This is a genomic window from Dietzia sp. CH92, from assembly GCF_032248695.1.
Lineage (GTDB): Bacteria > Actinomycetota > Actinomycetes > Mycobacteriales > Mycobacteriaceae > Dietzia.
In genome coordinates this window covers 661,688-674,582 of record NZ_JAVHXC010000001.1, presented here as the reverse complement: position 1 = coordinate 674,582, position 12,895 = coordinate 661,688, and the positions used below count along the sequence as shown (strand labels likewise).

At 67.5% G+C, this 12,895-nt stretch carries 14 protein-coding genes; 11 read left to right on the top strand and 3 right to left on the bottom strand.

Features of this window, described 5'->3' with window-relative positions:
* Window positions 1-48: 48 nt before the first annotated feature.
* The 7 genes from RWK90_RS03210 to RWK90_RS03180 all read left to right on the top strand — a co-directional run bounded on the left by RWK90_RS03210 (window position 49) and on the right by RWK90_RS03180 (window position 5,920).
* Window positions 49-417 (top strand): EthD family reductase, encoded by a 369-nt coding sequence (locus tag RWK90_RS03210; protein ID WP_314034592.1) that lies wholly within the window; start codon window positions 49-51, stop codon window positions 415-417.
* A 407-nt stretch (window positions 418-824) separates the two neighbouring features.
* Window positions 825-1,259 (top strand): nuclear transport factor 2 family protein, encoded by a 435-nt coding sequence (locus RWK90_RS03205; protein ID WP_314034590.1) that lies wholly within the window; start codon window positions 825-827, stop codon window positions 1,257-1,259.
* 56 nt (window positions 1,260-1,315) lie between these two features.
* Window positions 1,316-2,575, top strand: coding sequence for a cytochrome P450 (locus RWK90_RS03200; RefSeq protein ID WP_314034588.1), 1,260 nt, complete (start codon window positions 1,316-1,318; stop codon window positions 2,573-2,575).
* A 32-nt stretch (window positions 2,576-2,607) separates the two neighbouring features.
* Window positions 2,608-2,802, top strand: coding sequence for a ferredoxin (locus RWK90_RS03195; RefSeq protein WP_314034586.1), 195 nt, complete (start codon window positions 2,608-2,610; stop codon window positions 2,800-2,802).
* A gap of 7 nt (window positions 2,803-2,809) precedes the next feature.
* Window positions 2,810-3,811 carry a PDR/VanB family oxidoreductase gene (locus RWK90_RS03190; protein ID WP_314034584.1) on the top strand — a complete coding sequence of 334 codons (1,002 nt, stop codon included), beginning with the start codon at window positions 2,810-2,812 and terminating at the stop codon, window positions 3,809-3,811.
* A gap of 58 nt (window positions 3,812-3,869) precedes the next feature.
* Complete coding sequence (locus RWK90_RS03185; protein WP_314034582.1) at window positions 3,870-5,432, top strand: aldehyde dehydrogenase; 1,563 nt, start codon at window positions 3,870-3,872, stop codon at window positions 5,430-5,432.
* The gene (locus RWK90_RS03180; protein ID WP_314034580.1) at window positions 5,429-5,920 is read left to right on the top strand and encodes a nuclear transport factor 2 family protein; all 492 of its coding nucleotides are present in this window, start codon (window positions 5,429-5,431) and stop codon (window positions 5,918-5,920) included. The genes RWK90_RS03185 and RWK90_RS03180 overlap by 4 nt, the downstream gene beginning before the upstream one ends.
* A 100-nt stretch (window positions 5,921-6,020) precedes the next feature.
* Here RWK90_RS03180 and coaA read toward each other — a convergent pair whose 3' ends face one another.
* Complete coding sequence (coaA, locus tag RWK90_RS03175; protein ID WP_396230256.1) at window positions 6,021-6,953, bottom strand: type I pantothenate kinase; 933 nt, start codon at window positions 6,951-6,953, stop codon at window positions 6,021-6,023.
* Window positions 6,954-7,086: 133 nt separating this feature from the next.
* On the opposite strand from coaA, the gene glyA reads away from it, so the two are divergent.
* A complete protein-coding gene (gene glyA / locus RWK90_RS03170; protein WP_314034578.1) occupies window positions 7,087-8,391 on the top strand; it encodes a serine hydroxymethyltransferase in 1,305 nt (434 codons plus the stop codon).
* 106 nt (window positions 8,392-8,497) lie between these two features.
* Here the strand turns inward: glyA and RWK90_RS03165 are convergent, their stop codons facing one another.
* Window positions 8,498-8,866 (bottom strand): hypothetical protein, encoded by a 369-nt coding sequence (locus RWK90_RS03165; protein ID WP_314034576.1) that lies wholly within the window; start codon window positions 8,864-8,866, stop codon window positions 8,498-8,500.
* 17 nt (window positions 8,867-8,883) lie between these two features.
* Entirely contained in the window at window positions 8,884-9,258 is a 375-nt protein-coding gene (locus RWK90_RS03160) for a nuclear transport factor 2 family protein (RefSeq protein ID WP_314034574.1), read from the bottom strand.
* A 115-nt stretch (window positions 9,259-9,373) separates the two neighbouring features.
* Between RWK90_RS03160 and RWK90_RS03155 the strand changes: the two genes are divergently transcribed.
* From RWK90_RS03155 to RWK90_RS03145, 3 genes are read left to right on the top strand one after another with little or no spacing between them, the layout of a single operon-like run.
* Window positions 9,374-10,498, top strand: coding sequence for an acyl-CoA dehydrogenase family protein (locus tag RWK90_RS03155; RefSeq protein ID WP_314034572.1), 1,125 nt, complete (start codon window positions 9,374-9,376; stop codon window positions 10,496-10,498).
* Between the two features lie 3 nt (window positions 10,499-10,501).
* Window positions 10,502-11,188, top strand: coding sequence for a nitroreductase family protein (locus tag RWK90_RS03150; RefSeq protein WP_314034570.1), 687 nt, complete (start codon window positions 10,502-10,504; stop codon window positions 11,186-11,188).
* Entirely contained in the window at window positions 11,182-12,891 is a 1,710-nt protein-coding gene (locus tag RWK90_RS03145; protein ID WP_314034568.1) for an MFS transporter, read from the top strand. Before RWK90_RS03150 ends, RWK90_RS03145 begins: the two co-directional genes overlap by 7 nt.
* Window positions 12,892-12,895 lie beyond the last annotated feature (4 nt).

Genomic DNA, 12,895 nt, shown 5'->3' with positions numbered 1-12,895 from the left:
GACGGGTGGTCGAACCGCCTGCGCCCACAATTAGAAAGGAACCCGGTCATGGTCTCGATCGAGAATCAGCCTGTATATCTGTTCGCCCTCTATCGCTGGGCGGGAACTTCGCCCGAGGAATTCCGCGATCACTACCTGAGCAAGCACGCGGACATCGGCAAGTCGATTCCCGGTGTCGCGTGGTGGCATACCTTCCTCAATGACAACCCGATGACGAACTGGGGGATCCCCGAGGGGGCGCCTAAGCCCGACGCGTTCTCGATCATGGCGTTCGAGTCGGAGGAGGCGCTCAGGAAGGCGCCCGAGAGTGAGGGGTGGGCGGCCGCGAACGGCGACAACACCGGATTCGTCCAACACATCGACGTCTACGAGGTGTCGCGTGTTCAGCTCGTGTCGGAGGGGTCGGCAGACGACTGACAGCGCGTCTGCAATTTGACGGTCGGGCTCGGGGCATCCCCGGGCCCGACCGTCATGAGACTGCGGATCAAACCGGTTCGGCCGAGACGGCGAACGGGCTCGGATTCCGGGGGCTGCCATCAGGCACCTGTCAAACCCGTGGGGGTGGCGAAACGGACGCTAGCCCAGTTTCGTTGCCACGTCATAGTTTAGTGGCCCTACCTGCGGCGACATGATGGCCGGCCGGGAAGCGGTTCTGACCTGCAAGTTTGTTCGGAGTGCGAACAAACAAGGAAATCCAAGTTGTTTGTCAATATGGCTTGCGTCACCGTGTGACCGTGGTTACAGTTCGCCCTAAGTGAATTCAACTCGACCCAATGGAGGGGAAGAAGATGACCGAGGATCTTCGGCGCAGGAACTTGGATCTGGTGCGCGACTACACAGACGCGCTCAATAAGTGGGACATCGAAACGATGCACGATTTGTCCACCGAGGACATCGTCTTCGAGCTCCCGTTCCGCCCGCCGACATTCGAACGCGAGACCGTAGGTCGCGCGGCCTACATGGAGGTGCTCGGCCAGGCCCGAGACCACATGATCGAGGGCTCCGAGAATCTCCACGACATGTCGATGGACACGCTCGCGAACGACCCGAACGTCGTTATCGCCACCTACAAAAGCGACATGACGCTCCGTAGCGGCGTCCGCTACGCCAACGAGTACATCGCCCGCTTCGTTCTTCGTGACGGCAAGGTCGCGCGCTTCGTCGAGTACTACGACTCGATCATCCTCTTCCGCGCCCTCGGGGGATCGCTCGTCGAGGCCGACGAGTCGGAATTGCTGCCCGAGGGACTCAAGTCCTGACACCGGTCGTATCCGACCGGCCCCTCACTCGCCCCTCACACTCCAGGAGAAGCACCATGGGTAAGCAACTGCCCGATCCGAGCACCGTTGATGCGGACAACCCTCAGTGCCCGTTCGTCGACATGTGGTCCGACGAGTACAACGAGAACAACCTCGAGATCCTCAAGCATCTGCGAGAGAACCACGACCTCGCGTTCCACAAGCAGGGCAACACCGCCGTGCCCCTCGTGACCCGCTACAAGGACCTGTGGAAGATCCAGCGCGACTGGCGGACCTTCCAGTCCGGTCGCGCGGCCTCCCATCTCGCCGATCGCCGCTACGACGACCCCAACGACACCCCGGTGTTCATCCCCCTCGACACTGACCCTCCAGTCCACAGCGAGTGGCGCAGGATTATCGAGCCGTTGATGACCCTCAAGAAGATGGAGGCACACTCAGAGCTGATCGAGGGCATCGCCGACGACCTCCTCGCCAGCCTCCAAGGACGTACGAGCTTCAAGGTCATGGACGAGTTCGTCCGACCGATGCAGGCCCGCGCGATCTTCGCAGCGATCCTCGGCATCCCGGCGGACAGTGACCGGATCCTCCAGTTCTCGGAGTGGGCGCAGGACGCACTGATCGTCCCCGAGCGCGCGGTCGATGCGTTCGCAAGCCTCAGCGCAGCCCTCATGGAGATTCTCCGGGATCGCCGCGAGAACCCCCGGGGCGACGACGACATCGTCACCGTCCTGGCCACTTGCAGGCCCGGTGGGGAGGTCCCCGAGGACTCCGACCTCATCAAGATCATGATCGCTTTGACGCTCGGCGGTCTCGAGTCCACCGGCACCGTCCTCAGCGGGACCATCCACCACATGGCCACCCACCCGGATGACCTCAAGGAGTTGCAGGACGACCCGTCCCTCCTCGACGAGGCCATCGAGGAAGCCCTGCGTTTGTTCGTCAACGTCACACTCATGCAACGGACCGTCACCACCGAGACGACCCTCAACGGTTACGACCTCAAGCCCGGCGACAAGATCTGGAACCTGCCGGGTTCGGCGAATCGTGACGAGTCGGTTTTCGCGAACGCGGACTCCTGGGACGTGCACAGGGAGAACAAGCGCCACGTCTCATTCGGTGCCGGCATCCATCGCTGTCTCGGATCCAACCTCGCCCGCATCTTCTTGCGAGTGGCGTTCACGGCGGTGCTCACCCGGATGCCGGGAATCGCCCTCGCTCCCGACCAGACGATCAAGACTCACTCGATGCCAACCCGCGGTCTCACCGAGTTTGTGGTCACCGTCGATGAGATCACCCCTGCCGCGGCCGTCCGCTGAGTTCGGACGACGCACACCCGAGAGGACGCACCATGAAGGTCAAGATCGATCACGAGTTCTGTGTCGGCCACGCTCGTTGTTACACGCTGGAGCCCGGCCACATCGCCGAGGACGACCGGGGACGCGGCGTGGTTCGCGAGGATGCGCCGGAAATGTCGGCCGAGACCGCACGACGGTTGGTGCGGGCGTGCCCGGAATCAGCCATCTCCATCGTGCGGGAATCCTGAGGTAGCAATGACCATGGTTCAGGAACCCGCGCGTACGGACATTGTCGACCTGGGGGAGAAAGCGATCGGTGACCGGGCGATTAGTGCGATCGTGGACCGCCGGCGGGAGATCGCCGAGGGCATCGTCGAGCTAGTGTTCCGCGCCGCTGACGACGGTGACCTGCCGCGGTGGGAGCCGGGCGCCCATGTGGACATCGTTCTAGACGACGGGGAGATCAGGCAGTACTCACTGTGCGGGGATCCGGCTGACCGCACGACTTTCACGGTCGCGGTCCTCCTGGAGAAAGAGGGCAGGGGAGGGTCGCGCCGCATCCACGAGGAACTCCGGGCTGGCACGTCGGTCGAACTGCGGGGGCCGCGGAACCACTTCCCGCTTCACGAGTCGCAGCGGTACTTGTTCATCGCCGGAGGGATCGGCGTGACCCCGCTGATCCCGATGATGCGTGCGGTGGAGGCCGCCGGCGCCGAATGGCGGTTCGTCTACGGTGGCCGCAGCGAGTCCACGATGGGTTACGTGGATGACCTGCGCGAACTGGGTGATCGGGTCACTATCTGGCCCGAGGACGTCAACGGTCTCATTGATCTCGACGGACTGCTGGGCACCGCGACAAAAGAGACCCTAGTTTACAGCTGCGGCCCGGAGCCGCTGCTCGCGGCGGTCGAGGAGCGGTGTCAGTCCTGGCCGCAAGGCACGCTGAACATCGAGCGGTTCACGGCGATCCAGATCGACACGTCCGCCGACACTGGGTTCGAGGTGGAACTGGCGCAGACCGGCATAACGGTTCACGTGCCCGAGGACCGGACGATCCTCGAAGTGGTCAATGAGGCGGGAGTCTACGTGCCGACCTCATGCACCGAGGGCACGTGTGGCTCCTGTGAGACACCGATTCTCGACGGCACCGCGGAACACCGCGACGTCGTGCTGTCCCCTGATGAGCAGGACGCCCAGGAAACCATGATGATCTGCGTTTCCCGCGCCTCGTGCCCGCGCCTCGTTCTGGATCTGTAGTCATCTCGGCGGTCGCTGCCGCAGCACCGACCTTACTCACACCACATCAGGAGGATCGATGCTCCCCAGGAGCTACAACGAGTTCTACATCGACGGGAAGTGGCGGCCGACGGCGTCGACCGAGAAGTTTACCGTCGTGTCCCCGTCGACGGGCGAGCCGATCGGCGAGGTGCCCCGCGCCACCCGCGACGACATTGACGCCGCCGTCGAGGCGGCCCGGCGCGCGTTCTACGAGACTGACTGGGCGAGTCGGCCGGTCGAGGAGCGTGCCGCGTTGTGTGAGGCGCTCGCGACCCGGCTCTACGAGGTCAAGGACGAAATGGCCGAATTGCTGGTCGACGAGCTGGGGTGTACGCGGATGCTCGCCGACGTCTACCAGGCCGTCGCGCCCACCCTGCATTGGAACTACAACGCGGAGGTGGGACGTAACTACCCGTTCCAGGAAGTGCGCAAGGCCGACCTCGGACCGCTCGCCGGAGGATCGGCCGGCGGCATGATCATGCCGTACGAGACTCAGGCCCTCGTTGTCAAGGAGCCGGTCGGAGTAGTGGCGACGATGGTCGCCTACAACTTCACCATGCCTGGGACATCCCAGAAGGTCGCACCGGCCATCGTCGCCGGATGCACCGTTGTGGTGAAGGTTCCGGAGCCCGACCCTCTCGCCGTGTTCGCATTGGGGAATCTGATCGACGAAGTCGGTTTTCCGCCCGGGGTCATCAACATCGTGGCCGCTGGCCCAGAAGAGTCCGCCTACCTGGTCTCCCACCCGGACGTCGATATGGTGAGCTTCACAGGATCCACGAGCGTCGGCTCCCAAATCGGCCGCGAATGCGGTTCGCTCATCCGGCCGGTCGTGCTGGAACTCGGCGGAAAGTCTGCCGCGATCGTCTTGGACGATGCCGATCTCGACACCACTGTCCCGATCCTGCTCGGGGTCAGTGTCATCCCTAGCAGCGGACAGAGTTGCGTGTGTCAGAGTCGGTTCCTCGTCTCGGAGGCCCGCCATGACGAACTGGTGGATCGATTGGTTGCGGCAATGGCCGACATCAAGGTCGGTGATCCTCATTCCGAGGACACGGACATGGGGCCTCTCATCACCGAATCCCACCGCGAGAACGTCCTGGCGATGATCAGGCGCGCCGTCGAACAGGGGGCGAAGGTGGCGTTCGGCGGCGGTATCCCGGAGGGGGCCGACAAGGGCTGGTATGTCGAACCCACCCTTCTCATCGACGTCACTCCCGACATGGAGATCGCCCAGGAGGAGGTGTTCGGCCCCGTCGTGGCGGTGCTCAAGTACACCGACGAGGAGGACGCCATCCGGATCGCCAACGACAGTCGATACGGCCTCGCGGGATCGGTCTACACCTCGGATGTGGAGAGGGGCTTTCGCCTCGCCCGCAAAGTAAGAACTGGAACGTTCTCGGTCAACTCGTTCTCGGCGGATTTCAACTCCCCGTTCGGCGGGTTCAAGGAGTCGGGAATCGGCCGGGAGCACGGGGTGGCCGGTCTCGAGGGTTACCTCATCCCCAAGACTATTTCGGTCGACCCGTCTCTGTCGATTCCGGAGTCCGTGGTGGAACAGGCGGACGTCGTGACCACCGGCGTCCGTAGGGGAGCGTGACCGCCGTGGTATCCGACGAGTTGAGGCAGGCGAGCATCGACAGACTGCTGGCGCTCGAAGAGATCAAGAACCTGCGCCTCGCTTATTCAGCGTACTTCGACAGCCAGGACATCGATAAGCTCGGTTCGATCTTCACTGAGGATGCGGTTTGTGAATTTGACGAGCAGTACGGGGGCGACTGGGTCGGTAGAGAGACCATTCGCGCGAACTACGCTGCGGTCGCCGAACAGGTGGGAGCGCCGTACAACGCGATCCACGCCGTGACGAATCCGTGGATCGAGTTGACGGGGGAAGACTCCGCGAGAGGGCGTTGGTATCTGTTGGACATCCTCACCCGACAGGGAACGCTCACATCGCAGGGCGGGCACGCGAACCCGCTTCTCTACGTCGGACTCTACGAAGACGAATACCGGAAAGTGGACGGGGTCTGGCTGATCTCGCGGGTGCGTCTGTCCTTCCTGTGGCCGGAACGGACTCTACAAGCCTGACAGCCTGAGCCACCGATACGGACCGCTGTGGATTCACCGTCTGCTGCGGTCCGTTCGCCGCTTCCGTAAGAGTCCGTTAGATGGGCCCGCCCCAGAGGCGTCAGATCTTGCGCAGGCGCAGCCGCTGGATCGAGTGATCCGAGTTCTTACGCAGCACCAGCGTCGCGCGCGGCCGGGTCGGCAGGATGTTCTCCACCAGGTTGGGCCGGTTGATGGAGTTCCAGATCTCCCGCGCCGCGATCCGGGCGGCCTGGTCCGACAGGTCCGCGTAGTGCGCGAAGTGGGAGCCGGGGTTGGAGAACGACGTGCTGCGCAGCTCGAGGAAGCGCTCGATGTACCACTTCTCGATGTCCTCAATCCGCGCATCCACGTAGAGGGAGAAGTCGAACAGGTCCGAGACCATGAGGCGCGGGCCGGTCTGCAGAACGTTGAGACCCTCGACGATGAGGATGTCCGGGCGGCGCACCTCGATGTGCTCGCCCGGCACGATGTCGTACCTCGTGTGCGAGTACACCGGGGCGCGCACCACGGGCGCCCCGGACTTGACCTCCGTGACGAAGCGCAGCAGCGCGCGGCGGTCATAGGACTCCGGGTACCCCTTGCGGTGCATGAGCCCGCGGCGTTGTAGCTCCCTGTTGGGGTAGAGGAACCCGTCGGTGGTCACCAGGTCCACCCGGGGGTGGGAGTCCCAGCGGGTGAGCAGCGCGCGCAGCACACGCGCGGAGGTGGACTTGCCCACCGCCACTGAACCGGCGACCCCGATCACGAACGGCATCGGCGCGTCCACGGTCTCGCCGAGGAACAGGTTGGTGGACTGGAACAGGCGCTGACGTGCGGAGACCTGCAGGTGGATGAGCCGGCTCAGCGGCAGGTAGATCTCCGCGATCTCGTCCAGGTCGAGGTGTTCACCCAGACCGCGCAGCCCCTCGAGGTCCTGCTCGGTGAGCACCATGGGCATCGCACGCCGCAGTCGCCGCCAACTCCGGCGGTCGAACTCCACGTACGGCGTGTAGTCCCCGGCTTGTCTGCTCACGACTGTCGATTGTGGCAGGTGGCCACGGGGTAGGGGAGCCCGGGTGGCGTGCCACTAGACTGGTGGGCGACGACACGAGCCGTGGCCCCACACGATTCGTATCCGGTGAGAAGCCCACGCGCGAGGAGCAACGATGACCGACCCGAACACCGACGTGTTCTCCGCATCCCTGTCCGAGTTGGACCCGGAGGTCGCGGAGGCGATGGCCGGCGAGCTGGCCCGCCAGCGTGACACGCTGGAGATGATCGCGTCGGAGAACTTCGTCCCGCGCTCGGTCCTCCAGGCGCAGGGGTCGGTCCTGACCAACAAGTACGCCGAGGGCTACCCGGGCCGCCGCTACTACGGCGGGTGCGAGCACGTCGACGTGGTGGAGAACCTCGCGCGGGACCGCGCCAAGGAGGTCTTCGGCGCCAAGTACGCCAACGTCCAGCCGCACGCCGGTGCCCAGGCCAACGCGGCCGTCCTCATGGCGCTCGCCGCGCCGGGTTCCAAGATCATGGGCCTGTCCCTGGCTCACGGTGGCCACCTCACGCACGGCATGAAGCTCAACTTCTCCGGCCAGCTGTACGAGGTCGCCGCCTACGAGGTGGATCCCGAGACCATGCTGGTCAACATGGACGCCGTGCGCGAGATGGCGCTGGCCGAGAAGCCCGACGTCATCATCGCCGGCTGGTCGGCGTACCCGCGCACCCTCGACTTCGCGAAGTTCCGCGAGATCGCCGACGAGGTCGGCGCCAAGCTCTGGGTGGACATGGCGCACTTCGCCGGCCTGGTCGCCGCGGGCCTGCACCCGAGCCCCGTCCCGCACGCCGACGTGGTCTCCACGACCGTGCACAAGACCCTCGGCGGACCGCGTTCCGGCATGATCCTCACCAACGACCTCGAGCTGTTCAAGAGGCTCAACTCGACGGTGTTCCCGGGTCAGCAGGGCGGGCCGCTCATGCACGCCATCGCCGCCAAGGCCACCGCCATGAAGATCGCCGGAACGGAGCAGTTCCGCGAGCGTCAGCAGCGCACCCTCGAGGGCGCGAGGATCCTCGCCGAGCGACTGACCCAGCAGGACTGCAAAGACGCCGGCGTGTCGGTCCTCACCGGCGGAACCGACGTCCACCTCGTCCTGGTGGACCTGCGTGAGTCCGAGCTCGACGGTCAGCAGGCCGAGGACCTGCTCCACGAGGTCGGCATCACCGTGAACCGCAACGCCGTCCCGTTCGACCCGCGCCCGCCGATGGTCACCTCCGGCCTGCGGATCGGTACGCCCGCCCTGGCGACCCGGGGCTTCACCGCGGACGAGTTCCGCGAGGTCGCCGACATCATCGGGACCGCGCTGGCCGCCGGTAAGGACGCCGACACGGCGGCCCTGCGTGAGCGCGTCACGGCGCTGGCCAAGGCCACGCCGCTGTACGAGGGCCTCGAGGACTGGACGATCCTGGGCTGAGGAGGCCTGCCGGGGAGAACCCCGGACACGGGAGAACCCCCGCAGCTCGGCTGCGGGGGTTCTCCCGTGTCCGGGGCAGGGCGCCCGGGGTGGGCCGCCGCGGGGGTCAGTCCGTGAAGCGGACCTTCGGGGTGCGGCAGATGAGCAGACGTCGCACCTTGTCCCGGTCGTCGAGTTGGGCGGTGGCGTTGAAGCTCGCCTCGAACAGCCCGTCGCGGCGGGTCTCGCCCAGGCACAGCTCGGTGTCGCCGATGCGGGTGCCGCTGAGGATGTGGTGGGTCAGGACGCTCTTCTCGCGTTGTTCGAGGTAGACGACGAGGCCGGCGCGGTCGCCGTCGAACTCGGCGGCGGACTCGCCCTTGGAGAACAGGATGGACAGCCGGAAGTCGTCGGTGATGTGGTCGAGGACCCGGTCGGGATCATCCGAGTCCATGATCTCGAACCAGGCGTGGAGCAGGGGCGTGTCGGCGGACATGGGGGCCTTTCTGGAGGTCAGGACAGGGCGGGGGAGACCAGGCCGAGCTCCGGGTCGAAGGCGACCTGGTAGCCGGCGATGAGTCCGTCGTCGCCGATCCGGGCCGAGGCGAGGAAGTGCCCGGTGATCGTCACGCCGTCCTCCACGACCGCGCCGTAGACGAACTCGAGTTCGCCCTCCCGGGTCGCGTGGGTGGGGACGTGGCGCCTGTCCACAGGGCCGCGGCCCTCGAGGTACTCGCGTACCCCTCGGCGGTTCTCACCCCGAACCGCGGTGCCGGGCAGGATGATGGCGAACGAGACCCCGGGGGCCAGCAGTTCCAGCCCCCCGTCGAGGTCGCCCGCGTCGATCTTCGCGTAGTAGGAGACGAGCGTGGAATCGGTCAGCGACATGAATCGAACTTAGTTCAGACAACGTCGGCTTTCAATAGGGTTGCGTGACGCGGCTCACCGTGTTGTCATGAGTCGAACTGAACCCGGCTCAAATACAGCGCTAGTGGAGGAACCCGTGACCCAGCACCGTCGGACGGCCCAGCCCGAAGCTGATCCCTCGATCATCCTCCCCTCCGAGGAGCGCGAGGAGCTGAGGTCGGTCATCGCCCAGTTCGTCGCCCGCCACGCCACCCACGAGGACGTGCGCGCCTCCACCGAGGCCGACCCCGGGTTCTCGCAGGCCAGGTGGGCCACCCTCAACGAGGAGTTGGAGATCTCGGCACTGGCGGTCCCCGAGGACCTCGGCGGCCACGGATTCGGGTTCGGTGACCTCGGCGTGGTGCTCGAGGAGACCGGCGCCGCACTGCTCCCCGAGCCGATCCTCGCCAGCGCGGTGGTCGGGTGCCGCGCTCTGGTCCGGGCGGACGACACCGAGGCGATTTCCGGGCTGCTCGCGGACGTCATCGCGGGTCGGGTCACGCTCGCGGTGGCGCTCGACGCGTCCGTCGCCCTGGACGAGGACGGCGACCGGGTGGGAGCCGAGCAGAAGACCGAGGGCGTGCTCTGGGGCGCCGCGGCGGATCACCTCGTCGTCGTCGCCACCCACGGCGGGTCCGACGTCCTCGCCGTCATCGACCTCTCGGACGCCGCCCGCCATCCCCGGGAGGTCATGGACCTCACCCGACGGCGCGCGGACCTCGACCTCGCGGGCGCCCCCGCCCGCGTCATCGTCGGCGCGGAGCGGCTCGGTGAGGTCCTCGCCGAGCTCCGTCGCGTCCAGTCGGCCGCACTCGCGGCCGAGCACGCGGGGATCGCCGCGCACCTGGTCGACATCACCGTCGCCTACGTGCAACAGCGCCATCAGTTCGGCCGGGCCATCGGGTCGTTCCAGGCCATCAAGCACCGGCTCGCCGACATGCTGGTCGACCGCGAGCGGGCCCGCGCCGCCGCGATGTACGCGATGGCGATCCTCGACGAGCCCGACGCCGCCGACGCCGAGATCGCGGTGGCCGTGGCCTCCGCCGTGTGCGCCGACGCCGCCACCCGCAGCGCCTATGAGGCCATCCAGCTCCACGGCGGGATCGGGTTCACCTGGGAGCACTCCGCCCACTTCTACCTGCGTCGCGTCCTCGGGGACGAGGGGGCGTTCGGCGGCGGCCGACAGGCCCGCCGCGTCGTCGCCGACCTGGTCGGGGTCTGAGTCGTGGCGACCGGGCCCGCGGACACGAGCGGGAGCGCCCTGGGGCACATCGGGGCGCACGAACTCATCACCACGACCCGGGCCGTCCGCCTGCGGCTCGACCTCGAGCGTGACGTCGACCCCCGGGTACTGGAGGACTGCGTCGCCGACGCGCTCCAGGCGCCCCAGGGGTCCAACCTCATGCGCACCGAGTTCGTGATCGTGCGCGACCCGGAGCGGATCGCGGCCATCGGGGCGATCTACCGCGAGGAGTTCGACGACTTCTACCGCACCAGCGAGACCGGCCTGTTCAACCGCGTCGACGCCGACCCCCGCCACGCGGCCCAGAGCCGTCGCACCCGCGATTCGGCCGAGCACCTCGCCGCCGTGATGTCACGCGTGCCGGCCATCGTGATCCCGTGCCTGACGCCCCGCCTCGCCGAGGGTGACGTCCTGGCGGCCAAGCATCGTCTGGGGACCGTCTACCCGACGGTGTGGAACTTCATGCTCGCCGCCCGACTCCGCGGGCTGGGGACATGCTGGACCGGCATGACGCTGGGCCGCGAGGACGACGTCGCCCGGATCGTCGGCATCGACCCGGCCGCGGTCGAGCAGGTGTGCGTGATCCCCGTCGCCCATCACACGGGCACCTCGTTCAGGCAGGCGTGGCGGCCCCCGGCGGAGGAGTTCATCCACTGGGACACGTGGTGAGTCCCGGGGCCGGGGCGGCGGGCGCCCGCGGGGCCTCGTCCCACGCCGTCGCGCTCTGGCGAGAACGGGCCTTCCGCGCGCTCATGCCCGTCCAACTGGCCAACGCCGTCGCGGTGTGGATCCACGTCGTGTCGGTGCAGTGGGTGCTCACCGAACGCGGGGAGTCGGCGTCGGTGATCTCACTCGCGCCCGCCGCCATGGCGGTGCCGTTCCTCGTTCTGGCCCTCCCGCTCGGGGTGGTCGCGGGTCACGCCTCGAGGACCCGGCTCATGGCCGGTGCCACCGCGTTGTCCACCCTCGCCGCGCTCGCCGCCCTCGTCCTCACCGCGACGGGTGCCGACGGCGCCGCTCCCATGATCGTCACCGTGGTGCTGGTGGGAGTCGCGCTGGTGGCGGTGGGGGTGTCCTGGCAGTCGCTGCTCCCCGAGACGGTGGACCGGCGTCTCATCCCCACCGCAGCGCTCGTCGACGGCGCCGTGTTCAACACCGCCCGATCCGTCGGTCCGCTCCTCGCCGGGCTCGGACTGGGCGTGGTCGGCGCCGTGTGGACCTTCGCCGCGGTCGCCGTCCTGTCCGCGGGCTGTTGCCTCGTCCTCCTGGGGCGGGAGCGCCGAGCCCCGGACCGGACGGCACCCCGGCGGGCGATCCTGCCCGAACTGATCGGGGCCCTGCGGTTCGTCACCTACTCCGCGTGGACCACCCGGCTGCTGTTCCAACTGTTCCTCTTCGGCATCCCGTCGAGTGCTCTGTGGGCGCTGATCTCGCTGGCGGTGCACGAGCGGCTCGGTATGTCCTCGGCGGGGTTCGGCGTGATCATGGCCCTGATCGGGGCCGGCGCCGTCGTCGCGGTGGTGGGGTTCGGCGGGCTCCGACGCCGACTGCGCGTCACGGTGTTCGCCGCGATCGGGGCGCTGACCTACGGCCTCGCCCTGGTGGTCCTCGCGGTGTCGACCTCGACCGCCCTGGTGTCCGTGGCGATGCTCCTCGCCGGCGCGGCGTGGGTGAGTGTGCAGAGCACCTGGATGTCGATGGGCCACCAGTTCTTCCCGGACTGGGTGCGTCCTCGGCTCATCGCGTTCATCCTGCTCGTCTTCCAGGGGACGCAGGCGGCGGGGTCGTTGCTGTGGGGAGTGGTGACCGACGCGATCGGGCTGCAGGGGGCACTGCTCGCCGCCGCCGCGATCATGGCGGTCAGCTGCGTCTCTCTGGCGGTGATCGGCCTGGGCGCGGAATCCGGGATCGAGCCCGTGCTCGCCGGGTCCGATGTCGACACCGCGGTGCCCGGGGTCGGCGCCGCGGTCCCGGCCGGGAGGGCCGGGCCGGCCGGTGTGGTCGCCTCCGGCTCCCGGAACGCGCACCGTCTTCTCGTCAGCTACGACTACCGCGTCCCGCCGGCCGCGGAGAGCGAGTTCCGGGCCGCGATGCGGGACCTGCGGCGATCGAGGTTGCGGCTGGGGGGTCGCCGCTGGCGCCTGGGGCGGGGCCCGGCCGGTTCGTCGCTGTTCGTGGAGTCCTACCTGGTCGCCGGCGAGTCGGAGTTCGCCGAGCAGGAGAGCAGCCGCCTCACCGTTCCGGAGACCCGTCTGCGCCTGCGGGTCGCGTCCCTGGCCGACGAGGTGGCCGGACCGCGGTTCTCCGTGTGGACCCCGGTGGAGCGCGGCACCCGTACGGACCGGTACGGCCTTCACCGAAAAAGTAAGTGAACTG

Coding starts and splice junctions, on each gene's coding strand:
- RWK90_RS03195 (WP_314034586.1), top strand. CDS start 2,608: ATGAAGGTCAAGATCGATCACGAGTTCTGTGTCGGCCACGCTCGTTGT.
- RWK90_RS03185 (WP_314034582.1), top strand. CDS start 3,870: ATGCTCCCCAGGAGCTACAACGAGTTCTACATCGACGGGAAGTGGCGG.
- glyA (WP_314034578.1), top strand. CDS start 7,087: ATGACCGACCCGAACACCGACGTGTTCTCCGCATCCCTGTCCGAGTTG.
- RWK90_RS03210 (WP_314034592.1), top strand. CDS start 49: ATGGTCTCGATCGAGAATCAGCCTGTATATCTGTTCGCCCTCTATCGC.
- RWK90_RS03200 (WP_314034588.1), top strand. CDS start 1,316: ATGGGTAAGCAACTGCCCGATCCGAGCACCGTTGATGCGGACAACCCT.
- RWK90_RS03160 (WP_314034574.1), bottom strand. CDS start 9,258: ATGTCGCTGACCGATTCCACGCTCGTCTCCTACTACGCGAAGATCGAC.
- RWK90_RS03165 (WP_314034576.1), bottom strand. CDS start 8,866: ATGTCCGCCGACACGCCCCTGCTCCACGCCTGGTTCGAGATCATGGAC.
- RWK90_RS03190 (WP_314034584.1), top strand. CDS start 2,810: ATGACCATGGTTCAGGAACCCGCGCGTACGGACATTGTCGACCTGGGG.